Genomic DNA, 22747 nt, shown 5'->3' on the forward strand with positions numbered 1-22747 from the left:
TGGCGGCGTGCGCGTTCAGATAGCGCCCCATCGGGGAACCGGAAAGGTAAAGCCCGTCATGGAAGAACCTGCCGAAGTCCGCATTGGCCGCGGCCAGCGCCTGATCGAAGCCGTCCGTGAAGACCTGGAGCTGTTCGGCGTCGCCGAACTGGAGGAGCGCATCGATGTCCTGCAGTCGGAAATCGCCCGCGTCCGGGCCCAGATCGACCGCAAGCGCGCGGGGCGCGCCGCCGCCGACGCCTTGTTCGGGGCAGGGCCCAGCTAGTTTGCCGCGAGCGCCCGGCGCAAAGCGGCCCAGATCGCGTGGTAGGAGGTATTCTGTCTCAAAGCTGGGCGCCCCGCGGCATGGCATGGGCGTTGCACTGACGGTTTTCGCGACCCCATGGCGGGCTTTGGTATAGGTTGAGCACCGGATGAGCGAATTGAACGCCCCTTCAACGCCGTGGCGCGCCGAGGTCATCCAGGACTTTGCGCGGTCCGAGCTGTTCCAGCGGACCTTCCAGGAGGGCATGGACCTCGTGGAGGAAACCGCCGGCTATCTGGACGGCGCCGGCCGCCAGGCCTCCAAGCTTTTGTCGCGCAACGCCGCCCTCGCCTATGCGGCCGAGAGCATGCGGCTGACCACGCGGCTGATGCAGGTGGCCTCGTGGCTGCTGGTGCAGCGCGCGGTGCGCGAGGGCGACATGCCCCCGTCGGCCGCCTGCGAGGAGCGCTATCGCCTGGCCGCCGCGGACGTCTGCCTGGCCAATGGGGCCGACGACGGCCTGCCCGGCGAACTGGTGAGCCTGCTGGACCGCTCCGAGCGGCTCTATGAGCGCGTCCGCCACCTCGACCGGCGCATGTACGTCGAGGGCGAGGCCGACGAGGCCCCGCACCCGGTGCTGTCGCAACACGACCGCCTGAAGACGGCCTTCGGCAAGTAGCCGCGCCTCCTCTCCCCCGGCGAAGCCGAGAGGGAGAGGGTAGGGAGAGGGCGGCGCGTGAGAATGCCTTCCATCAATGGTCAGGCGAAGCCCCGCAACCTGTGGGTCATGGCTGAACCGGGAGCGCGGCGGCCAGTCCTGCGCCGCCCTCTCCCGTCCTCTCCCTCTCTCGCTGCGCTCGGGGGAGAGGAGATCATGCGAAAACGCCGCGGAGGTGGCTCTCCGCGCCGTTCGTGTTTGGGATAGTGGGTTGGCTCAGCGGGACTGGATCCCCGCCTGCGCGGGGATGAGTCGCTATGCGCTCACTTGCGGGTGAAGCCGCCGAACTTGGCGTTGAAGCGCGACACGCGGCCGCCGCGGTCCAGCATCTGGTGGCCGCCGCCGGTCCAGGCCGGGTGGGTCTTCGGGTCGATGTCGAGGTTCAGGGTCGCGCCTTCCTTCCCGTAGGTGGAACGGGTCTGATAGGTCGTGCCGTCCGTCATCACCACGGTGATGAAGTGATAGTCCGGATGGGTGTCTTGTTTCATCGGATCAGCGCCTGACGTAAGGAAGCGTCGAATAGGATCGGAAGCCGTCCGCAGGGGGCGGTTCCGAGGAAGCGCGGCGTATAGAGAAACGCCGCCCATTTTGCAAGGCGCCTGAGCGTATGAGTGAGCCCCCGAACACCGACCTGGGGGTGGATGCTGCGGCGGATGGACGCCCAAGTTCGGGCCAGGCGCTCGCCCAGACGCTAGCGGAGGCCGCCCAGCGCCGCCCGAGGAGCCGCAACGTCCGCGCGCTCGGCCACCTGATCCCCTTCGCCGCCGGCCACCGGCTGGATGCGCTCGCGGCCGGGGTCTTCCTGGTCACCGCCGCCGGGGCGAGCCTGGGCCTGACCGGCGCCGCGCGGCTGGTGATCGACCACCTGAGCGGGCCGAACGCCCATCCGACCCCGCGCGAGATCGCGCCCTGGTTCTGGATCCTGGGCGGGGTGGCGCTGGCCTTGGCGGCCTCCTCGGCGCTGCGCTACTTCTTCGTCACCAAGCTCGGCGAACGGATCGTGGCGGACCTGCGGAAGGCCACCTACGCCCATATCCTGTCGCTGGACCCGGCCTTCTTCCTGATGACCCGCACCGGCGAGGTGCTGTCCCGGCTGACCACCGACATCCAGATCGTCGAGAACCTGCTCACCACCTCGATCTCGGTCTCGCTGCGCAACCTGCTGATGCTGCTGGGCGGACTGGGCTACATGGTGATCGTCAGCCCGCGCCTGACCGGGCTGGTTCTGATCACCTTCCCGGTGGTGATCGCGCCGCTGTTCCTGTTCGGCCGGCAGGTGCGCCGGCTGACCGCGTCCACCCAGGACCAGTTCGCCGCCGCGATCGGCGCGGCCGGCGAGACCCTCGACGCGCTCGAGATCGTCCAGGCCTTCGGCCGCGAGGCGGCCGGCGCCGCGCGTTTCGGGGACGCGGTGGAGAACGCCTTCCGCACCTCGCTCCGGCGGATGAGCGCGCGCGCCCTGATGACCGGCGCGGCCATCGCCCTGGTGTTCGGCGGCGTGGTCTGGATCTTCTGGCTGGGGGTCAGCGCGGCCCTGGCCGGCGAGATGACCTGGGGCACGCTGATCCAGTTCGTGCTGCTGGCGGTGATGTCGGCGGGCTCGGTCGGCGCGCTGGGCGAGACCTGGGGCGACGTGCAGAAGGCGGCCGGCGCCATGGAGCGGGTGTCCGAGATCCTGGCCGCGCGCCCCGGCATCGCGCCGCCGGCCCATCCCATCGCGCTCCCCAGCCCGCCGCGCGGCGAGCTCAAGCTGGAGAACGTCACCTTCGCCTATCCCGGACGGCCGGACATGCCCGCCGTGCGCGGCCTGACGCTCTCGGTGAAGCCCGGCGAGCGGGTCGCCCTGGTGGGCCCGTCCGGGGCCGGCAAGAGCACGGTCTTCCGCCTGCTGCTGCGCTTCTACGATCCGCAGGCCGGCCGGGTGCTGGTGGACGGAGTCGACGTGCGCGACGCCGATCCCGTGGAGGTCCGCGCGCGCATGGCCCTGGTGGCGCAGGAATCGCCGCTGTTCTCCGGCTCGGCCTTGGAGAACGTCCGCTTCGGCCGCGAGGACGCGAGCCTTCAGGACGTGCAGGCCGCCGTTCGCGCCGCCCAGGCCGAGGGCTTCCTGGCCGCCCTGCCGGAAGGCCTCGACACCCCGGTCGGCGAGCGCGCCCGCAGCCTTTCGGGCGGCCAGCGCCAGCGCCTGGCCATCGCCCGCGCCCTGGTCCGCCATGCCCCCATCCTGCTGCTCGACGAGGCCACCAGCGCGCTGGACGCCGAGAACGAGCGGCTGGTGCAACGCGCCCTGGACGAGGCCATGGCCGGCCACACCACCCTGGTCATCGCCCACCGCCTGGCCACCGTGCTGAAGGCCGACCGCATCGTGGTCATGGACGAGGGCCGCGTGGTCGAGGAAGGCACCCACCACGAGCTGGTGGCGAAGAACGGGCTCTACGCCCGGCTGGCGTCGCTGCAGTTCGGCGAGGCGGCCTAGCGGGGCCTCACCCCCGCGCCTTCACCGCCAGCCCTGGAAAGTCGCTGAACAGGCCGTCGACGCCGGCCGCATAGAGCGCGCGGTAGACCGCGTCCACGTCGCCGTGGGCGGCAGGGTCGGTCCCGATGCGCTGCTTGGGCGGCAGGAAGAAATTCTCCGCCCGCACGGTCCAGGGATGCACCGCCAGGCCCGCGGCGTGGGCGTCGGCGACCAGGGAGGTGGCCGCCCCGATCCCGCCGTCGACGGTCGGGATCACCATCGACCAGTCCGGCCCGACCCCGTTGGCGTAGGTCGCGATGGCCTTCATGCCCGAGGCCGAGACCATGTCCTTATAGCGCAGGGTGACGTCGGTCGGCCCGCCCTCCGGCGAGACCAACTGGATGCGCGGCGCCTGGCACAGCGTCATGATGGTCTTCAGCGGCAGGACGTCGAAGCACTGGATGAACACCGGGGCGTTGGCCCCGTCGAGGCCGTTGGCCTTCAGGATGTCGGCCAGCCGGCCTTCCATCGGCAGGCCGATGCCGGCGAAGTAGCTGGCGTGTTTCATCTCCGGATAGGTGCCGATGACCCGCTTCAGCCGCGCGCTCTCGGCCTTCGCGAGGTCGATGACCTCCTGGTAGGTCGGGATGGCCTCCTGGCCGTTGAACCTGGCGCTCTCCGGCCGCAGCTTCGGCAGCCGTTCGCGGCAGCGCAGGGTCTTCAGCTCCTCAAGGGTGAAGTCCTCGGTGAACCAGCCGCTCACCCCCTGGCCCTGGATCTGGCGGGTGGTGAGGCGGTTCTCGAACTCGGGGCGCAGGGCGACATCGGTGGTCTGGGAGATCTCGTTCTCGTGGCGCACCACCAGGTGGCCGTCCTTGGTCACCACCAGGTCCGGCTCGATGAAATCGGCCCCCTCGGCGATGGCCAGGCGGAAGGCGGCCAGCGTGCTCTCCGGCCGCTCGCCGCTGGCGCCGCGGTGGCCGATGATCAGCGGCGTCTTCCTGAAGCCCTGCTTGAAGTCGGGCGCCGCGGCCCGGGCGGGAAGGCCGGCGACGGCGGCCGCCGCTGCGGCTGCGGCCAGCGTGCGTCGAGTGATGTCCATGAGCCCTCCCCTGGCGCGTGTTGATGACAGTCAGTCACCCGAGCGGGGAAGGGTCAACCGCGAGCATGCCGGCGCGCGCCGCGCCCGCCTCCGCCGCGGCCTTGGTGTCCTTGGCGTCCCTGGCGGTTGAAAATCGAATTCGCCGCTTTGCGGCGTCGCGGGGCGATTCCTAGCGCGCGGCTGCGCGCAGGCGCTCCAGGAGCTGGGGCTGGATCTCCAGGTTGCCGGCGCAGACTGACCCGGTCGCCAGCACGTCGTCGGCGCCCTCGGCGTCGGTCACCCGGCCGCCGGCTTCGGTGACCAGCAGCACGCCCGCCGCCAGGTCCCAGGGGTGCAGGTCCCGCTCCCAGTAGCCGTCGTAGCGGCCGGCGGCCACCCAGGCGAGGTCGAGGGCCGCGGCGCCGAAGCGGCGCACGCCCGCGACGCGCTGGCTGACCTGGTGCAGCTCCTTCAGGAACGTCGCGTGCTGGCCGTGGCCCATGAAGGGGATGCCGGTGGCCAGCACCGCCTCCTCCATCCGCGTCCGCGCGGCCACCCGCAGGCGCTTGTCGTTGACGAAGGCGCCCTTGCCCTTCTCGGCCCAGAAGAGCTCGTTGGCCACCGGGTTCAGGGTGACGGCGGCCACGATCTGGCCCTCGCGCTGCAGGGCGATGTTGATCGCGAAGTGCGGGATGGCGTGCAGGAAGTTGGTGGTCCCGTCGAGCGGGTCGACGATCCAGGTGTGGGTCTTGTCGGTGCCCTCGATCATCCCGCGCTCTTCGCCCAGGAAGCCGTAGCCCGGCCGCGCCTTGGTCAGGGCCTCGAAGATGGTCTGCTCGGCTTTCAGGTCCGCGGCGGAGACGAAGTCGGCCGGCGCCTTCTTGGCCACCTGCAGTTCGGCCAGCTCGCCGAAGTCGCGGTTCAGCCCGCGCGCGGCCTTGCGCGCGGCGTCGGACATGACCTTCAGGAGGGCGGACTGGGTGCTCACGGTGTGAAAGATCTCGGGGGCGTCTAGAGGGCGCGGAACCTAGTCGCCGCGCCGGTCGGGCGCAAGGCAAGGCTCCTGAAACCTCGCCCGCAAGCGGGAAGGAGCTAGGCGGCGCGCTCAGCCAGGCCCTTGGCGATCTCGGCGTTGAACGCCGCCACCGCCGGGGCCGGGCCTTCGCCGTGGGACCAGACGCCCGCCGAGACGGCCAGAAAGTCGGCGCCGGCCTTGGCAAGGGGCGCGGCGGTTTCCACAGTGATCCCACCGATGGCCACGCAGGGGATCACCATGTCCGCCTGCCAGCCGGTCAGCAGGTCCGGATCGGCGCGGGTGGAGGCGTCCTTGGTCGTGGTCGGGAAGAAGGCGCCGAAGGCCACATAGTCCGCCCCGCCCTCGGCGGCTTCCATGGCCAGGTGCAGGCTGTCGTGGCAGGTGACGCCGACCATCCGCTCCGGGCCGACGATGCGGCGGGCCTCGGCGAGCGGCGTATCGTCCTGGCCGACATGGACCCCGTCGCAGCCCAGCCGCGCGGCCAGGTCCGGCCGGTCGTTCAGGATCACCGCCACGTCGCGCGCCTGGGCGATGGGCATGAGCGCATCGACGGCGGCGGCGACGATCTCGTCGGGAACGTCCTTCAACCGGATCTGCAGGGCGGCCACGTCGCCGGCGTCCAGCGCGTGGGCGAGCGCGCGCCCGAACGCGGCCAGGTCGTCGAGCCGCGGCGGGGTGATCAGGTAGAGGCGGCAGAGCGGAACGGCCATACGCCGCCTAGACCCTATCTGAGCAGCGCCTTCAAGAGGTAGGCGACGCCGGCGGTCGTCAGGGCCGCGGCGATCGCCAGGCCGAAGAACCAGCCGAGGCGGCGGGCCAGCGGAGCCAGGGGCGCGCCCGGCTCCGGCGGCGGCTCAATGATAGCCCGCATCGGCGCTCACCTTGCCGCGGAAGATCCAGTAGACCCACAGGCTGTAGCCGACGATCGCCGGCAAGAGCACGCCGCCGCCCACCAGGAGCAAGGCCAGCGCGTTATCGGCGTTGGCCGCCTGGCGGAAGGTCATGCCGTAGGGGACGACGTCGGGGACGAAGCCCGCCGCCAGGCCCAGGTAGCCGGAGAGGAAGACCGCGATCGCGCCGGCGAACGGCCAGCCTTGCGAGCGGGCCCGGAGGCCAAACGCGACCGCGGCGAGCCCCGCGCCGCCCAGGAGCGGGATCGGCGACAGCCGCGCGAGCTTCGCCAGGTCGAAACCCCGGCCGTTCCAGCCCCAGCGCTCCGCCACCTGGGCGTGGACGTAGAGGGTGGCCAGGCTCACCGCCGCCAACAGGCCGGCGACGCAGGCCAGCGCGATCCAGGCCCAGCGGCGGGCGCGGCCCTGCAGGGCGTCCTCCGTGCGCCAGACCAGCCAGCAGGCGCCGGTGAGCGCATAGCCGGCCACCAGGCCCACGGCGACCAGCAGGGAATAGGGCGTCAGCCAGTCGAAGCGACCGCCGGCGAAGCTGAGGCCGCGCAGCGTCACGCCCTGGATGAAGCCGCCCAGCACCAGGCCCTGGGCGAAGGTCGCGGTCAGGGAGCCGGCGGTGAAGGCCGCCGTCCAGAGCGGCTTGCTGCGCGCCCGCCCGTGCAGGCGGAACTCGAAGGCGACGCCCCGCAGGATCAGGGCCAGCAGCATCAGGATGATGGGGATGTAGAGCGCCGGCATCAGGGCCGCGTAGGCGAAGGGGAAGGCCGCGAACAGCCCGCCGCCGCCCAGCACCAGCCAGGTCTCGTTGCCGTCCCAGACGGGCGCGACGCTGGCCATCATGGTGTCGCGCTCGGCGCTCGATCCCGCGAACGGGAACAGGATGCCGATGCCCAGGTCGAAGCCGTCGAGCATCACATAGAGCAGGACCGCGATCGCGATCAGACCGGCCCAGATCAGCGGCAGGTCGAGGCTCATGCGCCTTCCTCCGGCTCGTGGGGCGCCGCGGCCAGGGCGTAGCCGGGCGGCCGCAGCATGGCGGGCGCCTCGTCCTGCGCCCCGGCCAGGGGTCCGCCGGCCATCAGCCGCAGGATGTAGAGCGCGCCGAAGCCGAAGATCAGGGCGTAGATGCTCATGAAGGCGACGAGCGACACGGAGACCTCGCCGCGGGTCACCGGCGAGACCGCGTCGGCGGTCCGCAGGACGCCGTAGATCACGTAAGGCTGGCGGCCGACCTCGGCCACGGTCCAGCCGGCGATCACCGAGACGAAGCCGGCGGGGCCCATGGCCACGCAGGCGCGCAGGAACAGGCGGTCATGCCCCAGGTCGCCTCGCCAGGCGCGCAAGGCGCCCCAGGCGCCCAGGCCGATCATCGCCAGGCCCAGCCCGACCATCACCCGAAACGCCCAGAACACCACCGCCACGGGCGGCCGGTCCTGCGGCGCGAAGCCCTTCAGGCCCTCGATCTGCGCATCGAGGCTGCCGGCGGTGATCAGGCTGCCCAGCTTGGGGATCGAAATCTCCCAGCGGTTGGCCGCCACCGCCCTGTCGGGCCAGGCGGCAATGTGGAAGGCCTGGCCGCGCTGGGTGTCCCAGAACGCCTCGATGGCCGCGAGCTTGGCCGGCTGGACCCTCAGCACCTCCTTGCCGGCCATGTCGCCGACCAGAAGCTGCAGGGGGGCGACGATGGCGAACATGCCGATGGCCATCTTCAGCGCCAGGCAGCTCTCGGACTCCTCGGGGTCCTTGAGCAGCCGCCAGGCCGATGCCGCGCCAACCGCCAGCGCCGTGGTCAGGAAGGCCGCCAGCACCATGTGGCCGAGCCGCAGCGGGAAGGTGGGCGAGAAGATCGCCTGTCCCCAGTCGGTGACCCGCAACACGCCGTTGGCCAGCCGCACATAGCCCGTCGGGTGCTGCATCCAGCTGTTGGCCGCGATGATCCAGAAGGCCGATATCAGGGTGCCGATCGCCACCAGCGCCGTGGCGGCGAAATGCAGGCCCGGGCCCACCCGGCGCCAGCCGAACAGCATCACGCCCAGGAAGCTTGCCTCCATGAAGAAGGCGGCCAGCACCTCGAAGGCCATCGAGGGTCCGATCGCCGGCGCGGCCGCCGCGGCAAAGACGCTCCAGTTGGTCCCGATCTCGTAGGACAGCACCACGCCGGTCACCACGCCCATGCCGAAGGAGATCGCGAAGATCTTGATCCAGAAGAGGTAGAGGACCTTGAATGCCTCGTTCCGGGTCGCCAGCCACAGGCCTTCCAGCACAGTCAGGAAACCCGCCAGCCCGATGCTGAAGCTGGGGAAGATGATGTGGAACGCGATCGTGAAGGCGAACTGCAAACGCGACAGCAGGAGTGCGTCGAAATGCATTGGCCCCGTCCCCGAGGGCGCGCCTTTGCGACGCGCTCCCCAGCAACGCACAGCCGAGCTCTTTTGTCATGCGACAGACCGTCGCGGGCTCCATGGAGCCGGGGCTGCGGGCGAACCCGCTTGCCCTGGCGCGCCGGCTGGGCGAACAGACGGCCTGCAGGGCGTTGCAGGGAGCCGTCGGGCCGACCCGGGACAAGCTGGGCCGGAACCCTCGGCGGCGCCTGCGGATTTCGTAGTGACGCGCCATCGTGGGAGGCTGATCCATGTCAACGAACCCGGTCCGCGGGGCTGTCGACAGCCTCGCCAACAGCCGTGGCCGGTCCACCCAGCACATCTTGGTCGGCGTGGGCCTGACGGTGGGCGCGGTGGCGATCTCGGCCCTGGTGGCGCGGATCAACGCCCGGCAGGACGACGCCTACGAGGCCTATTCCGACTACGACGCCCCGGCCTACGAGCAGCCGAAGCCGCCGTCGAAGCTGCTCGCCAACCTGTGGCCGCCGCTGTTCATGGCGCTCACCCTGTCGGGCCTGCGCATCTGGAACGCGCCGCGCAGCGCCGCGCGCACCCAGGCCCTGACGCTCTGGGGCGCGGTCCAGGCGCTGAACGGGGTCTGGATGGTGCTGGGGCCGAGGCGCCTGGGCGGCCAGCTCGCCGCCGCCGTCGCCTCGCTGGGCACGGCCGCCGCCTACGTCTGGCGCGCCCGCCAGGTGGACCCGCCGGCCGCCAACATGGTCGCGCCCTACGTCGGCTGGATGGGGGTCGCCAATGCGCTCAGCGAAGGCCTGTCGCGCAAGCCCGCGGAGCCCTGGACGGTTCACTAGAGAGGCACTAGCCGAGCCGTGGCCTTCGCCATAGGCTCCCGCCCAATAACAAGGGTCGAGGGAGCGAAAACGATGACGGCTGCGACAGCGGCGGGCGTGGACGTGCGCGCGACGTCCAATCGGATGGTGATCGCCGGCGCGTCGGCCGGGACCGTCTTCGAGTGGTACGACTTCTACCTCTACGGCTCGCTGGCCACCTTCATCACCGAGCACTTCTTCTCCGGCGTGAACGCCACGACCGGCTACATCTTCGCCCTCCTCGCCTTCGCCGCGGGCTTCGCGGTGCGGCCGTTCGGGGCGATCGTGTTCGGGCGGCTGGGCGACCTGTGGGGACGCAAGAACACCTTCCTCGTCACCATGACCCTGATGGGCCTGGCGACCTTCGCCGTCGGCCTGTTGCCCAGCTACAGCCAGTGGGGCGTGGCCGCGCCGGTGGCGCTGATCGTCATGCGCCTGATCCAGGGCCTGGCCCTGGGCGGCGAATACGGCGGGGCGGCCACCTACGTCGCCGAGCATGCCCCGCCGGGCAAGCGCGGCCTCTACACGAGCTGGATCCAGATCACCGCCACCTTCGGCCTGTTCCTCAGCCTCGTGGTGATCATCGCCGTGCGCACGAAGATCGGCGAGGACGCCTTCAAGGCCTGGGGCTGGCGCATCCCGTTCCTGGCCTCGGCGCTGCTGCTGATCGTCTCGCTGTGGATCCGCCTGCGGCTGAACGAGAGCCCGGTGTTCCAGACCATGATCGCCGAGGGCAAGGGCTCCAAGGCGCCGCTCACCGAGAGCTTCGCCCGCTGGCCGAACCTGAAGCTGGTGCTGCTGGCCCTCGCGGGCCTCACCGCCGGCCAGGCGGTGGTCTGGTACACCGGCCAGTTCTACAGCCTGTTCTTCCTGGAGAAGATGCTGAAGGTCGACGGCGTGCTGACCAACGAGCTGGTCGCGGTCGCCCTGCTGCTGGCGACGCCCTTCTTCGTGGTCTTCGGCTGGCTCTCCGACAAGATCGGGCGCAAGCCGATCATCCTGGCCGGCTGCCTGCTGGCGGTGCTGACCTATTTCCCGGTGTTCAAAGCGATCACCGTGGCCGCCAACCCGCAGCTCGCCGCCGCCAGCGCCGCCGCGCCGGTGACCGTGGTCGCCGATCCCGCCGACTGCGCCTTCCAGTTCGACCCCGTCGGCAAGCAGGTTTTCGCGTCGTCCTGCGACATCGCCAAGGGCGCCCTGGCCAACGCCGGGGTCACCTACGCCAATAAGGCCGCGCCCGCCGGGACGGTCGCCTCCGTCGAGATCGGCGCGGTGACGATCCCGAGCTTCAAGGGTCAGGCCCTCTCCGCGGCCGACCTGAAGACCCAGAAGGCCGCCTGGACCAAGGCGCTGAGCGCGGAGCTGAAGACCGCCGGCTATCCCGCCAAGGCCGACCCGGCCAAGATGAACAAGCCCCTGGTCGTGGCGCTGCTCTGGGTGCTGGTGCTCTATGTGACCATGGTCTACGGCCCGATCGCCGCGGCGCTGGTGGAGATGTTCCCGGCCCGGATCCGCTACACCTCGATGAGCCTGCCCTACCACGTCGGCAACGGCTGGTTCGGCGGCTTCCTGCCGACCACAGCCTTCGCCATGGTGGCCGCCACGGGCAACATCTACTACGGCCTCTGGTACCCGATCGCGGTGGCCGCGGTGACCTTCGTGGTCGGCCTGCTGTTCGTGAAGGAAATGCGCGGCGCGCCGATCGAGGCCTGATCTCCGCTCCGGCGCTCAGACATCGTCCTTGTCGATGCGGTCGTCGTAGCCGTGGTTGGCCGAGTAGAAGGCCAGCCACATCAGGACCCCTGTCAGGGCGCCGGTGGCGATCACCCCGCCCAGCACATAGGGCCAGATCGGCAAAAGGCTGGCCCAACCGCCGCCGGTGTGGGCGGTCGCCAGGAAGGCCCAGGCGACGAAGGCCGCAAAACCGGCCAGCGCGAGAAAGGTCAGCACCAGAAGGACCGCGTGCTTTCGCACGCCCATCCAAATCCACGCGATCATCGCGGCGCTCCTTCCCTCCTGCTCATGGGCCGGGTGGCCGAGCCAAGGGCCTGGTCGGGTGGGGAAGTGTGGGCCGGAATGATGAGCCGCGCCAGATCGAGAGTTCCCCACCCTGGCCGCTGCGGCCTGTCCCTCCCCATCACGGGGAGGGAAGAGCTACTCCGCCGCGTGGCGGGTGACCCCGATCTTCGGCGCCAGTTCGCCGGCGGCGTAGCGCTTGGCCATGACGGTCATCGGCAGCGGGGTGATCTTGCCGGCCCAGCCGGCCGTGCCGAACTCCTCGAAGCGCTGGCGGACCACCGCGCGCATGGCGTCCATGGCGGGCTTCAGATATTTGCGCGGGTCGAATTCGCCGGGGTTCTCGGCGAACACCTTCCGGATGGCGCCGGTCATGGCCATGCGGTTGTCGGTGTCGATGTTGATCTTGCGCACGCCGTGCTTGATGCCGCGCTGGATCTCTTCCACCGGCACGCCCCAGGTCTGGGGCATCTCGCCGCCGTACTTGTTGATGATGTCCTGCAGGTCCTGCGGCACCGAGGAGGAGCCGTGCATCACCAGGTGGGTGTTGGGCAGGCGGCGGTGGATTTCCTCGATGACGTTCATCGCCAGGACGTCGCCGTCCGGCTGCCTCGTGAACTTGTAGGCGCCGTGGCTGGTGCCCATGGCGATGGCCAGCGCGTCCACCTGGGTGGTCTTCACGAAGTCCACCGCCTGGTCGGGGTCGGTCAGGAGCTGGTCATGGCCGAGCTTGCCCTCGAATCCGTGGCCGTCCTCCTTCTCGCCCATGCCGGTCTCGAGGCTGCCCAGCACGCCGAGCTCGCCCTCGACGGAGGCGCCCACCCAGTGGGCCATGTCGACCACGGCCTTGGTGACCCCGACGTTGTAGTCGTAGTCGGCGGGCGTCTTGCCGTCGGCCTTCAGCGACCCGTCCATCATCACGCTGGTGAAGCCGAACTGGATCGCCGTGGCGCAGGTCGCCTCGTTGTTCCCGTGGTCCTGGTGCATGCAGATCGGGATGTGCGGGTACATTTCCGCCAGGGCGTCGATCAGGTGCTTCAGCACGATGTCGTTGGCGTAGGAGCGCGCGCCGCGGCTGGCCTGGATGATCACCGGGGCGTCGACCGCGTCGGCCGCCTCCAGGATCGCCAGACCCTGCTCCATGTTGTTGATGTTGAAGGCCGGCACGCCATAGCTGTGCTCAGCCGCGTGATCGAGAAGCTGTCGCAGGGTGATACGGGCCATCGTCTTCGCTCTCTGGTCGTTCTCTATCGGGACAACGCCGCCACGCCGGGCAGGGTCTTGCCCTCCATCCATTCAAGAAACGCGCCGCCCGCCGTCGAGACGAAGGTGAAGTCGCCGGCGACACCGGCTGCGTTGAGGGCCGCCACCGTATCACCGCCGCCCGCCACCGCCACCAGCTTGCCCTCACGAACCAGTTTGGCCGCGTGCCGCGCCGCCTCCACCGTGCCCTTGTCGAAGGGCGGTATCTCGAAAACGCCCAGGGGGCCGTTCCAGATCAGCGTCTTGGAATTTCCCATGGCGCGGCACAGGCGCTCGACGGTCTCGGGGCCGGCGTCGAGGATGCGTTCGTCCTCGTCGATGGAGCCCACGTCGCGCACCCGGGCCGGCGCGCCGGGCGCCAGCTTCTCGGCCACCACGATGTCCAGCGGCAGGAAGAGCTTGCAGTTGTTCTGGCCGGCCAGGCGGATCACGTCGCGCGCGGTCTCGGCCAGGTCCTTCTCGCAATAGGAGGCGCCGACGTCGTGGCCCTGGGCGTAGAGGAAGGTGTTGGCCATGCCCCCGCCGATCGCCAGCTTGTCCAGCTTGGTGACCAGGTGGCGCAGCAGGTCGAGCTTGGTGGAGACCTTCGAGCCCCCGACGATGCCCAGCACCGGGCGCTCGGGGTGGCCGAGCGCGCGGTCCAGCGCCTCCAGCTCCAGGCGCATCTGCTCGCCCGCATAGGCCGGCAGGCGGCGCGCGATGGCCTCGGTGGAAGCGTGCGCCCGGTGGGCGGCGGAAAAGGCGTCGTTGACGTAGAGGTCGCCGTTGGCCGCCAGGGCGTCGGCGAAGCTGCGGTCGTTGGCCTCCTCGCCCTCGTGGAAGCGGACGTTTTCCAGGAGCAGGACGTCGCCCGGTTGCATGGCGTTCACCGCCGCGCGCGCCTTCGGCCCGATGCAGTCCTCGGCGAAGGCCACGGGCGCGCCCAGCACCTTGGAGAGCGGCTCGACGATGGGCCTTAGGCTCATGGACGGCACGACCTTGCCCTTGGGCCGGTCGAAATGGGCCAGCAGGATCACCTTGGCGCCGCCGGCCCGCAGCTTGTCGATGGTCGGCTTGGCCGCCCTCAGGCGGGTGTCGTCGGTGACCTGGCCGTCCTCCATGGGGACATTGAAGTCCACGCGGACCAGGGCGCGCTTGCCCTGCAGATCGGCGTCGTCGAGGGTTTTGAAGCTCACGCGGTCCCGATCAAATCAACTTGGCCATGGCGACGGCGGTGTCGGCCATCCGCGACGAGAAGCCCCATTCGTTGTCGTACCAGGAGAGCACCCGGCCGAGGCCGCCGTCGACCATCTGGGTCTGCGGCAGGGCCACGGTCGAGGAGGCGGCGATGTGGTTGAAGTCGTGGGAAACCAGCGGCTCCTTGGTCACGCCTAAGATGCCCTTCAGCGGGCCGGAGGCGGCGGCGGCCTCCATGGCCGCGTTGATCTCGTCCACCGTCACCTTGCGGCTGGGCACGAAGTTCAGGTCGACCACCGAGACATTGGGGGTCGGCACGCGGATCGAGGAGCCGTCCAGCTTGCCGGCCAGCGCCGGGATCACCAGGCCCAGCGCCTTGGCCGCGCCGGTGGAGGTCGGGATCATCGACATGGCCGCGGCGCGGGCGCGGTAGAGGTCCTTGTGCAGGGTGTCCAGCGTCGGCTGGTCGCCGGTGTAAGAGTGGATCGTGGTCATGTAGCCGCGCTCGATGCCGCACAGCCCCTGCAGCACGTGGGCCACCGGCGCCAGGCAGTTGGTGGTGCACGACGCGTTGGAGATCACCAGATCGCCGGCGGTGAGCGTGTCGTGGTTCACCCCATAGACGATGGTCTTGTCGACCCCGTCGGCGGGGGCCGAGACGATCACCCGCTTGGCGCCGGCGGCCAGGTGGGCGCCGGCCTTTTCCTTGGACGTGAAGAGGCCGGTGCATTCCAGGGCGATGTCGACGTTCAGGTCCTTGTGCGGCAGGTCCTTGGGGTCGCGGATCGCCGTGACCTTGATCTTGCCGCGGCCGGCGTCGATCCAGTCCTCGCCCGTGGTGACCGTTCCGGGAAAGCGGCCGTGGACGCTGTCGTAGCGCAGCAGGTGGGCGTTGGTCTCCACCGGGCCCAGGTCGTTGATCGCCACAACCTCGATGTCGGTGCGCCCATGTTCGACGATCGAGCGCAGGACCAGCCTGCCGATGCGGCCGAAACCATTGATGGCGACGCGGACGGTCATGAGATCAGCTCTCCCAATTGAAGTTCGCGCGTTTTTTCGGGCGGGGGGACCTAAGTCAACCCCCGGAGGGATTAACACCGGAGCCGGACGGTGACAGTTCCCGCTCGGGCGACTGATCAGGCCGCTTCGTCCGGCTCCTCATTGGTGGCCGTGCTGGCGGGCTCCGTGCTCGGGATTATGGTCTTTCTGCGGTTGAAAACTCGACGGAACCAGGCTGTCACCGCGGCGAACCCCGCCAAGATCAGGACCAACCCTTTCTTGGCGAAGAGCAGGATGACCGCCAGCAGGCCGAACTTCTGCGCCGCGGCGAGCCCCAGGCCCGCGGCAACCAGGCCGGCGACACCATATTCCGCCTTCTTGTCTGTCCCGGCCCGGAAGTCGCCATACGCGCTTCCGGGATCGAAGGTCACATCGGCGGCGAGCTGGCTGGCATCGGCGCGAACGGCGGCGAGTTGCGGCATCGTCGACACTAGGTTCACGCTCAACACGCCGCGTCGGCCCAACACGCGCAGATCGTAGTTCAGGGTGTCGTCCGCCTCGCCACCGAACTTCAGGTCGCGCGCCCAGATCAGGAAGTGGTGGGTGCGATCATACGAAGGGGGCTGCGCCCATCCGACCAAGTGGATTGACGCAAAACCACTCTTCTTGCGCGCTTCGTTATCCTCGTCCTCATGGCTCTGCACGTCGCGGATGAACTTGTCGTAGTCGGCCTTGTCTGCGTCCTTGTCGGTCACGAAGCCCGAAGGCTTGAAGGTGATCACCGCGCCCCAGGTGTCGTTCACGAAGGTCTTGCCGGCGGGGAAGATGATCCCGAGCACTCCGTCAATGGCCTCCGGTGGGTTGCCCCACTCCTTGAGGACCTGCTTCGCCTCGTCAGGGCCCAGGAAGTAGAAGCGCCGGCCAAGGTGTAGGGTGACATCGGGCCCGGCCAGTCGCACGTCGTCGAACTGTCGGTGCTGGGCGGCCAGGATACCGCGCAGCCGAGTGATTTCCGCCTTCTGAGCGTCAGTCGGCGCCGCCGGCTGGGCGACCGCCGCACCCGCGCACGCCAAGCTGATCGCGACAGCCACGGCTGTCGCTCGAATGGTTTGAATCATAGGCCCCCCTACTGATCGCGCCAGACTGGCCATCCGCGCGATAGATCGCAATGGTTGTAGAACCAAAGGGGAACGATTGTGACTTGTCAAGCCATCCGATCGTTCGGCGGGTAGCGCCTACTACGCCTTTGGCTTTACCTTGCCGGCGGCCTCGGTCGCCCGCTGCCGCGCGGTCTGCACATCGCCCGCCCGCGCCAGGGCGACGCCCATGCGGCGGCGCGCGAAGCTCTCCGGCTTGCCGAACAGGCGCAGGTCGGCGCCCGGGACGGCCAGGGCCTCGGCGACGCCCTCGAAGGCGATTCCCCTGGCCTCCAGGCCGCCGTAGATCACCGCGCTGGCGCCGGGTTCGCGCAGGGACACGTCCACCGGCAGGCCCAGGATGGCGCGGGCGTGGATGGCGAACTCGCTCTGGTATTGGGTGACCAGGGTCACGAGGCCCGTGTCGTGCGGCCGCGGGCTGACCTCCGAGAACCAGACCTCGTCACCCTTCACGAACAGCTCGACGCCGAACAGGCCCTGGCCGCCCAGGGCCTCGGTGACCTTGGCGGCGATGTCGCGGGCGGCCTTCAGGGCGGCCGGGCTCATCGCCTGCGGCTGCCAGCTTTCCACATAGTCGCCCTTCACCTGGCGGTGGCCGATGGGCTCGCAGAAGCCGGTCACCGTCGTCCCGCCGGCCAGGCTGCGGACGGTGAGCTGGGTGATCTCGAAGTCGAAGTCCACCCGGCCCTCGACGATGACGCGGGCCTCAGCGACCCGGCCGCTCTCCAGGGCGTAGCGCCAGGCCGCGGCGATCCCGTCGGGGCCCTCCACATAGGACTGGCCCTTGCCGGACGAACTCATCACCGGCTTGACGAAGCAGGGGAAGCCCACGGCTTGCGCGCCCTCCGCCAGCTCCGCCTCGGACGAGGCGAAGGCGTAGGCGCTGGTCGGCAGGCCGAGGTCCTCGGCGGCCAGCCGGCGGATGCCCTCGCGGTTCATGGTGAGCTGGGCGGCCCGGGCGGTCGGGATGACGACCGCCAGGCCCGCGGCCTCGATGGCGGCCAGCTCGTCGGTGGCGATGGCCTCGATCTCCGGCACGATCAGGTGCGGCCGCTCGGCCTCGACCAGGGCGCGCAAGGCGACCGCGTCGGTCATGGCGATCACGTGGCTTCGGTGCGCCACCTGCATCGCCGGGGCGTCGGCGTAGCGGTCGACGGCGATCACCTCGCAGCCCAGCCGCTGCAGCTCGATGGCGACCTCCTTGCCGAGTTCGCCGGAGCCGAGGAGCATGACCTTCACGGCGGTCGGCGAAAGCGGCGTGCCGAGGCGCGTCATCCTCTCCCCCACGCAGCGAGAGGAAGAGGGTAGGGAAAGGGCGGCGCAGGGCGTGGTGCGCGCACTCCCGGTGCGCCCATCGTCATCCGACAGACGCCTCGGAAAGGAGATACCGGCTGGACCATCCGTGACCCTTTGACTCGGAGCCGCCCTCTCCCGGCCTCTCCCTCTCGGCTTCGCCGGGGGAGAGGAGGCGAGGCCGCGTCCCTACAGCTTCGCCTTGGCGGCGGCGGCCACCGCCTCGGCGGTGATGCCGAAGTGCTTGTAGAGCACCTCGGCGGGCGCGCTGGCGCCGAAGCCGGTCATGCCGACGAAGGCGCCGCCCTCGCCGATGAACTTCTCCCAGCCCATGCCGATGCCGGCCTCCACGGCGACGCGCACGTCCGTCTCGCCGATCACCTGGGCCTGGTAGTCGGCCGGCTGGGCGTCGAACAGCTCCCAGCAGGGCGTCGAGACGACGCGGGCGCCGATGCCTTCGGCTTCCAGCAGGTCGCGCGCCGCCATGGCGACGGAGACCTCCGAGCCGGAGGCGAAGATCGTGACCTGGGCCGGGTGGCCGGCGCCGGCGCCGGCGAGCTGATAGGCGCCGCGGGCCGAGAGGTTCTCGCCTGCGACCGCGCCGCGCACCGCCGGGACCTTCTGGCGGGACAGGGCCATGATCGACGGCATCGTGCGCGCCTCCAGCGCCAGCTTCCAGCACTCCGCGGCCTCCACCGCGTCGGCGGGGCGGAAGACGTTGAGGTTCGGGATCGCGCGCAGCGACGCCACATGCTCCACCGGCTGGTGCGTCGGCCCGTCCTCGCCGACGCCGATCGAATCGTGGGTCATCACATGGATCACCCGGGCGCCCATCAGCGCGCCCAGCCGGATCGCCGGGCGGCTGTAGTCGGAGAACACCAGGAAGGTCCCCGAATAGGGGATCACCCCGCCGTGCAGGGCCATGCCGTTCATGGCCGCCGCCATGCCGAATTCGCGCACGCCATAGTGCACGTAGCGCCCGGCGTAGTCGGGGAGGTCGAAGGTCCCCATGCCCTTGACGATGGTGTTGTTGGAGCCGGTCAGGTCCGCCGAGCCGCCGACCATCTCCGGGATCGCCGGGACCAGTTCGGCCAGCGCCGCGCCGGAGTGCTGGCGGGTGGCCGCGGCGGGCTTCTCGGCCTCGGCCCGGGCGATGTGGGCGTCGATCGCCTCATAGGCGCCCGCGGGCAGGTCGCCCGCCATGGCGCGCTCGAACTCGTCGCGCCGGTTGGAGGCGGCGAGCTTGGCCTCCCAGGCCTTGCGGACCTTGGCGCCGCGGCGGCCGGCCGCGCGCCAGGGCTTCAGCGCCTCGTCGGGCACGGTGAAGGGCTCGTGACCCCAGCCCATGGCGGCGCGCGCCGCGGCGATCTCCGGATCGAACAGGGTGTAGCCGTGGCTGTGCGGGTCGCCCTCCTTGGGCCCCGCGCCCTTGGAGATCCTGGTCTTGCACGCGATGAGCGTCGGCCTGTCCTGGCGCGTGGCCCAGCGCATCGCCGCGGCGATCTTCGCAAAGTCGTGGCCGTCCACCGCCTTCACCGCCCAGCCGGCGGCCTTGAAGCGGGCGAGCTGGTCGCCGGTCTCCGCGATGGTCGCCTCGCCGTCGATGGTGGTGTTGTTGTCGTCGAACAGCACCGTCAGCTTGGCGAGCTTGAAGCGGCCCGCCAGGCTGATCGCCTCGTGGCTGACGCCCTCCATCAGGCAGCCGTCGCCGGCCACCACCCAGGTGCGGTGGTCGACCAGGGCGTCGCCGAAGCGGGCGGCCACGTGCCGCTCGGCCATGGCCATGCCGACCGCCGTGGCGAGCCCCTGGCCGAGCGGCCCGGTGGTGGTCTCGACGCCCGGGGTGTGGCCGTACTCCGGGTGGCCCGGCGTGTTGGAGCCGAGCTGCCGGAAGTTCCGGATCTGCTCCATGGTCACCGCCTTCACCCCGGTCAGGTGCAGGAGGCTGTAGAGCAGCATCGAGCCGTGGCCGGCCGACAGCACGAAGCGGTCGCGGTCGGCCCAGTCCGGGCGGGCGGCGTCGTATTTCAGGAACTTCGTGAACAGCACCGTGGCCACGTCGGCCATGCCCATCGGCATGCCCTGGTGGCCGGACTTCGCCTTGTGCACGGCGTCCATCGAGAGGGCGCGGATGGCGTTGGCCATGGTCTGAAGGGGCGCAGGCATGGGCGTCGAGTCGTCCGGCGTTAAGGAATGGCGGCGGGGTCGCATGTGGGGGCGGCAGGGTCAAGGAATGCCGACACGCCTCTTCGCCGCGCTTCGCGCGGAGGCCGGATCGCCCTTCGCAAGGCGCGCGACGCAGGTCTATAGATAGGGGCTTGGCGGAGGATGGCGATGAGCGGCGGTGACAACGCCCTGGACCTGGCGGCCCGGCGGCTGGAGCAGGCGGTGCATGTCCTGGAGCAGCGGCTGGCGCAACGGCTGAAGACCGCGAGCGATGCGGTGGGCGGCCTGTTCGACCAGGACCGCGCCAACCTGGCGTCCCAGCTCGATGAGGCCCGCGCCCGCGAGCGCGAGCTGGAGGCCGCCGGCGCCGAGGCCTCCGCGGCGCTTGGCCGCGCGATCGTCGAGATCCGGGCCGCGCTGAACGGCTCGGGCCCGCCGCCGTCGTCGCCGCCCGCCTTCCCGACGGAGCACTAGCGATGGCCCAGATCAGCGTCGAGGTGAACGGCCGGCCCTATGCGGTGGGCTGCGAGGACGGCCAGGAGGCCCACCTCATGGAACTGGCCCGGATGTTCGACCACCAGGTCCGCCAGGTCGGCCAGGACATGGGCCAGCTCGGCGACACGCGGCTGTTCCTGATGGGCGCCCTGCTGCTCGCCGACGAGCTCGCCGACGCCCGCGGGCGCCTGGGCTCGCTGCAGGCCGAGGTCGCCCGCCTGCAGGCCGACCGCACCCGCGTCGAAGCCCGCGCCGTCACCGCCCTGGAAGGCGCCGCCAAGCGCATCGAGAAGCTGGCGACGGAAGAGGCGTAGGGTCCATCCCGAGCCGATATCGTGCTAAGACGGCTCGGATTCCGACGGAGTCTTGCAGATGACTTCCCTCGACAGCGCGCCTTCGAGCGACTTCTTTTCCGGCGAGACCTGGACCTGGTGGCAGGCGCGACGGCTCCGCTACAACCTGACGCTCGCGGCCGGCGGCTGGGCCTGCTACGGCGCCGCGGTCGCGCTGAACTACGGGTTGGGCCATCCGGTCTGGAAGGACTGGCGCGGCGGCCTCGGCATGACCCTTTTCCTCGGCACGATCTTCCTGGTGGTCATGGGCGTGGCCAACGTCTTCTACCTCCTGGGCCCGGCGGTCGAAGGCTGGGTGAAACCGGCCGATGCCGACCGCTACCGCCGCAACGCTTTCGCCATGGGCCTCTGGGGCTCGCTGATCGTTCCGGCGACCTTTCCGCTGGTGCAGCTCGCGATGCTGATCGCCCACAGCCACTAGGGCATTTCGCGCCCCGCCTGGCCAAATGCCGGCTTCGCTTGAGAAGCCCCGGCCGCGGGCCTACATTAGCTGCCGGCGGGTCTGCTGCGGCCCACGTCGAAGGCGACATATTCCAGCGACCTTAATTCACTCATAGGGAGCTGTCCCTGCTCGTGACCGTGGTTGCGAGCACACGGCGCCCACCTGGTCTACCAGGTCGAGGGAATGAAACAGTCCTTCACGGTTCTCGCGGCGCCGCCACCGTTTCCCCCGAGGTCATCCTTTCGCGTATAGGATCGGGCCGTGACCGAGCCGCTCGACAAGAAGGCGCTGCGCGTGGAGATGCGCGTCCTGCGCCGCCGGCTGCTGGACGAGACGCCGGACGCGGCCAGCCGGGCCGCCCGCAAGCTGCCGGTCTCCCGCTTCAGCCGCTTCAGCATCGTGGGCGCCTATTGCGCGCAAGGGACCGAGCTCGACCCCGGCCCCATCCTGCAGGCGATCCTCGAGCTCGGCCAGGGGCGCACCCAGGCCGCCCTTCCGGTGGCGGCCGCGAAGGACGCCGCCCTGCATTTCCGCCTCTGGCGGCCGGAGGATCCCCTGAAGCCGGACCTCTACGGCATCCCCTCGCCGCTGGCCTCCGCGCCCGAGGTCCTGCCGAACCTGCTGATCACCCCGCTGCTGGCCTTCGACCGCCACGGCGGGCGGCTGGGGCAGGGCGGCGGCCACTATGACCGGACGCTCGCGAACCTTCGGCGGCAGCGGCCGGTTTTCGTGCTTGGCGTCGCCTTCGCCGGCCAGGAACTGGCCGCCGTGCCCATGGGGCCCCACGATCAGCGCCTCGACGCCATCGTGACGGAGACGGAATACATAGAAGTGGCTAGAGAAGTTCGATGAGATTTGCCTTTTTCGGGGACGTGGTGGGCCGCGCCGGGCGCGACGGCCTGGCGGACCACCTGCCGGGGCTGCGCAAGCGGCTTGGCCTGGAGTTCGTGATCGTCAACGCCGAGAACGCCGCCGCGGGCTTCGGCATCACCGAGTCCACGGCGCGCGAGCTGTTCGAGGCGGGCGCCGACGCGCTCACCCTGGGCAACCACTCCTGGGACCAGAAGGAGGCGCTGACCTACATCGTGCGCGAACCGCGGCTGATCCGTCCGCTCAACTATTCCGCCTTCTCCGACGCGCCGGGCCGCGGCGCCCAGCTCTTCGAGACGAGCGGCGGCAAGCAGATCCTGGTCATCAACCTGCTGGGCCGGGTGCACATGGACAGCCTCGACGACCCCTTCGCCGCGGTCGACAAGGAGCTGGAGGCCTGCCCCTTGGGCGCCGTCGCCGACGCCATCGTGGTCGACATCCACGCCGAGGCGACCTCTGAGAAGATGGCCATGGGCCACTTCTGCGACGGGCGCGCCAGCCTGGTGGTGGGCACCCACACCCACGTGCCCACCGCCGACTGCCAGATCCTTACCGGCGGCACCGCCTACCAGACCGACGCCGGCGCCTGCGCCGACTACGACAGCGTGATCGGCAACCAGAAGGAAGAACCCCTGCGGCGCTTCACCACCCGCATCTCCGGCGGCCGCTACCGCCCCGCGGAGGGCCCGGCCACGGTCTGCGGGGTCTATGTGGAGACCGACAACGCCACGGGCCTGGCCCGCCGCGTCGAGCCCATCCGCATCGGCGGCCGGCTCAGCGAGACTATGCCGAGCGTAGAGGCGCTGGTCGGCTAGCGGCTGGCGGTTGGAGCGACCTGCTCCTCCCCCGCTTGCGGGGGGGGGGGGGGCC

At 70.3% G+C, this 22747-nt stretch carries 24 protein-coding genes and 1 other RNA gene; 11 read left to right on the top strand and 14 right to left on the bottom strand.

Features of this window, described 5'->3' with window-relative positions; genetic code table 11:
• Window positions 1-58 precede the first annotated feature (58 nt).
• Both VNW53_RS16915 and VNW53_RS16920 read left to right on the top strand, forming a co-directional pair.
• Entirely contained in the window at window positions 59-265 is a 207-nt protein-coding gene (locus tag VNW53_RS16915) for a DUF1192 domain-containing protein (RefSeq protein ID WP_325557018.1), read from the top strand.
• Between the two features lie 148 nt (window positions 266-413).
• A complete protein-coding gene (locus VNW53_RS16920; protein ID WP_325557019.1) occupies window positions 414-923 on the top strand; it encodes a DUF1465 family protein in 510 nt (169 codons plus the stop codon).
• 302 nt (window positions 924-1225) lie between these two features.
• Here the strand turns inward: VNW53_RS16920 and rpmE are convergent, their stop codons facing one another.
• Window positions 1226-1450, bottom strand: a complete 225-nt coding sequence (gene rpmE, locus VNW53_RS16925; protein WP_299540133.1) for a 50S ribosomal protein L31 — start codon at window positions 1448-1450, stop codon at window positions 1226-1228.
• Window positions 1451-1569: 119 nt separating this feature from the next.
• On the opposite strand from rpmE, the gene VNW53_RS16930 reads away from it, so the two are divergent.
• Window positions 1570-3438 (top strand): ABC transporter transmembrane domain-containing protein, encoded by a 1869-nt coding sequence (locus VNW53_RS16930; RefSeq protein WP_325557020.1) that lies wholly within the window; start codon window positions 1570-1572, stop codon window positions 3436-3438.
• A 7-nt stretch (window positions 3439-3445) separates the two neighbouring features.
• Here VNW53_RS16930 and VNW53_RS16935 read toward each other — a convergent pair whose 3' ends face one another.
• The 6 genes from VNW53_RS16935 to VNW53_RS16960 all read right to left on the bottom strand — a co-directional run bounded on the left by VNW53_RS16935 (window position 3446) and on the right by VNW53_RS16960 (window position 8808).
• A complete protein-coding gene (locus VNW53_RS16935) occupies window positions 3446-4519 on the bottom strand; it encodes a glycerophosphodiester phosphodiesterase (RefSeq protein WP_325557021.1) in 1074 nt (357 codons plus the stop codon).
• 169 nt (window positions 4520-4688) lie between these two features.
• Complete coding sequence (locus tag VNW53_RS16940) at window positions 4689-5486, bottom strand: inositol monophosphatase family protein (RefSeq protein WP_325557022.1); 798 nt, start codon at window positions 5484-5486, stop codon at window positions 4689-4691.
• A 104-nt stretch (window positions 5487-5590) separates the two neighbouring features.
• Window positions 5591-6244, bottom strand: coding sequence for a thiamine phosphate synthase (gene thiE, locus VNW53_RS16945; RefSeq protein WP_325557023.1), 654 nt, complete (start codon window positions 6242-6244; stop codon window positions 5591-5593).
• Between the two features lie 14 nt (window positions 6245-6258).
• Window positions 6259-6405 (bottom strand): hypothetical protein, encoded by a 147-nt coding sequence (locus tag VNW53_RS16950; RefSeq protein WP_325557024.1) that lies wholly within the window; start codon window positions 6403-6405, stop codon window positions 6259-6261.
• On the bottom strand, window positions 6389-7414 hold the full coding sequence (cydB, locus tag VNW53_RS16955) for a cytochrome d ubiquinol oxidase subunit II (protein ID WP_325557025.1): 1026 nt from the start codon (window positions 7412-7414) through the stop codon (window positions 6389-6391). The genes VNW53_RS16950 and cydB overlap by 17 nt, the downstream gene beginning before the upstream one ends.
• Entirely contained in the window at window positions 7411-8808 is a 1398-nt protein-coding gene (locus tag VNW53_RS16960; protein WP_325557026.1) for a cytochrome ubiquinol oxidase subunit I, read from the bottom strand. The genes cydB and VNW53_RS16960 overlap by 4 nt, the downstream gene beginning before the upstream one ends.
• Window positions 8809-9071: 263 nt before the next feature.
• On the opposite strand from VNW53_RS16960, the gene VNW53_RS16965 reads away from it, so the two are divergent.
• On the top strand, window positions 9072-9629 hold the full coding sequence (locus tag VNW53_RS16965) for a TspO/MBR family protein (protein WP_325557027.1): 558 nt from the start codon (window positions 9072-9074) through the stop codon (window positions 9627-9629).
• Window positions 9630-9701: 72 nt separating this feature from the next.
• A complete protein-coding gene (locus tag VNW53_RS16970; protein ID WP_325557028.1) occupies window positions 9702-11360 on the top strand; it encodes an MFS transporter in 1659 nt (552 codons plus the stop codon).
• Window positions 11361-11375: 15 nt separating this feature from the next.
• On the opposite strand, the gene VNW53_RS16975 is transcribed toward VNW53_RS16970, so the two are convergent.
• The 7 genes from VNW53_RS16975 to tkt all read right to left on the bottom strand — a co-directional run bounded on the left by VNW53_RS16975 (window position 11376) and on the right by tkt (window position 19717).
• A complete protein-coding gene (locus tag VNW53_RS16975; RefSeq protein WP_325557029.1) occupies window positions 11376-11645 on the bottom strand; it encodes a hypothetical protein in 270 nt (89 codons plus the stop codon).
• A gap of 156 nt (window positions 11646-11801) precedes the next feature.
• Window positions 11802-12887: a class II fructose-bisphosphate aldolase gene (gene fba / locus VNW53_RS16980; protein ID WP_325557030.1), complete on the bottom strand. Its 1086-nt coding sequence runs from the start codon at window positions 12885-12887 to the stop codon at window positions 11802-11804.
• A gap of 23 nt (window positions 12888-12910) precedes the next feature.
• The gene (locus tag VNW53_RS16985; RefSeq protein WP_325557031.1) at window positions 12911-14101 is read right to left on the bottom strand and encodes a phosphoglycerate kinase; all 1191 of its coding nucleotides are present in this window, start codon (window positions 14099-14101) and stop codon (window positions 12911-12913) included.
• Window positions 14102-14111: 10 nt separating this feature from the next.
• On the bottom strand, window positions 14112-15122 hold the full coding sequence (gene gap, locus VNW53_RS16990; protein WP_325557032.1) for a type I glyceraldehyde-3-phosphate dehydrogenase: 1011 nt from the start codon (window positions 15120-15122) through the stop codon (window positions 14112-14114).
• A gap of 116 nt (window positions 15123-15238) precedes the next feature.
• Window positions 15239-16192 (bottom strand): DUF2167 domain-containing protein, encoded by a 954-nt coding sequence (locus VNW53_RS16995; RefSeq protein ID WP_325557033.1) that lies wholly within the window; start codon window positions 16190-16192, stop codon window positions 15239-15241.
• A 147-nt stretch (window positions 16193-16339) separates the two neighbouring features.
• Window positions 16340-17533: a formate-dependent phosphoribosylglycinamide formyltransferase gene (purT, locus tag VNW53_RS17000; protein WP_325557034.1), complete on the bottom strand. Its 1194-nt coding sequence runs from the start codon at window positions 17531-17533 to the stop codon at window positions 16340-16342.
• Window positions 17534-17740: 207 nt separating this feature from the next.
• Window positions 17741-19717, bottom strand: a complete 1977-nt coding sequence (gene tkt / locus VNW53_RS17005) for a transketolase (protein WP_325557035.1) — start codon at window positions 19715-19717, stop codon at window positions 17741-17743.
• A 168-nt stretch (window positions 19718-19885) separates the two neighbouring features.
• Between tkt and VNW53_RS17010 the strand changes: the two genes are divergently transcribed.
• The 6 genes from VNW53_RS17010 (at window position 19886) to VNW53_RS17035 (ending at window position 22692) form a co-directional block, all read left to right on the top strand.
• Window positions 19886-20191: a DUF4164 family protein gene (locus VNW53_RS17010; protein WP_325557036.1), complete on the top strand. Its 306-nt coding sequence runs from the start codon at window positions 19886-19888 to the stop codon at window positions 20189-20191.
• A 2-nt stretch (window positions 20192-20193) separates the two neighbouring features.
• Window positions 20194-20526 carry a cell division protein ZapA gene (locus VNW53_RS17015; protein WP_325557037.1) on the top strand — a complete coding sequence of 111 codons (333 nt, stop codon included), beginning with the start codon at window positions 20194-20196 and terminating at the stop codon, window positions 20524-20526.
• A gap of 58 nt (window positions 20527-20584) precedes the next feature.
• Window positions 20585-20986, top strand: a complete 402-nt coding sequence (locus VNW53_RS17020) for a hypothetical protein (RefSeq protein ID WP_325557038.1) — start codon at window positions 20585-20587, stop codon at window positions 20984-20986.
• 78 nt (window positions 20987-21064) lie between these two features.
• Window positions 21065-21225: non-coding RNA, 6S RNA (gene ssrS / locus VNW53_RS17025), on the top strand.
• Between the two features lie 43 nt (window positions 21226-21268).
• Window positions 21269-21859 (top strand): 5-formyltetrahydrofolate cyclo-ligase, encoded by a 591-nt coding sequence (locus VNW53_RS17030; RefSeq protein WP_325557039.1) that lies wholly within the window; start codon window positions 21269-21271, stop codon window positions 21857-21859.
• Window positions 21856-22692 carry a TIGR00282 family metallophosphoesterase gene (locus tag VNW53_RS17035; protein ID WP_325557040.1) on the top strand — a complete coding sequence of 279 codons (837 nt, stop codon included), beginning with the start codon at window positions 21856-21858 and terminating at the stop codon, window positions 22690-22692. Before VNW53_RS17030 ends, VNW53_RS17035 begins: the two co-directional genes overlap by 4 nt.
• Window positions 22693-22747 lie beyond the last annotated feature (55 nt).

This window comes from Phenylobacterium sp. (assembly GCF_035569475.1).
In the GTDB taxonomy this organism is placed as follows: Bacteria; Pseudomonadota; Alphaproteobacteria; order Caulobacterales; family Caulobacteraceae; genus Phenylobacterium.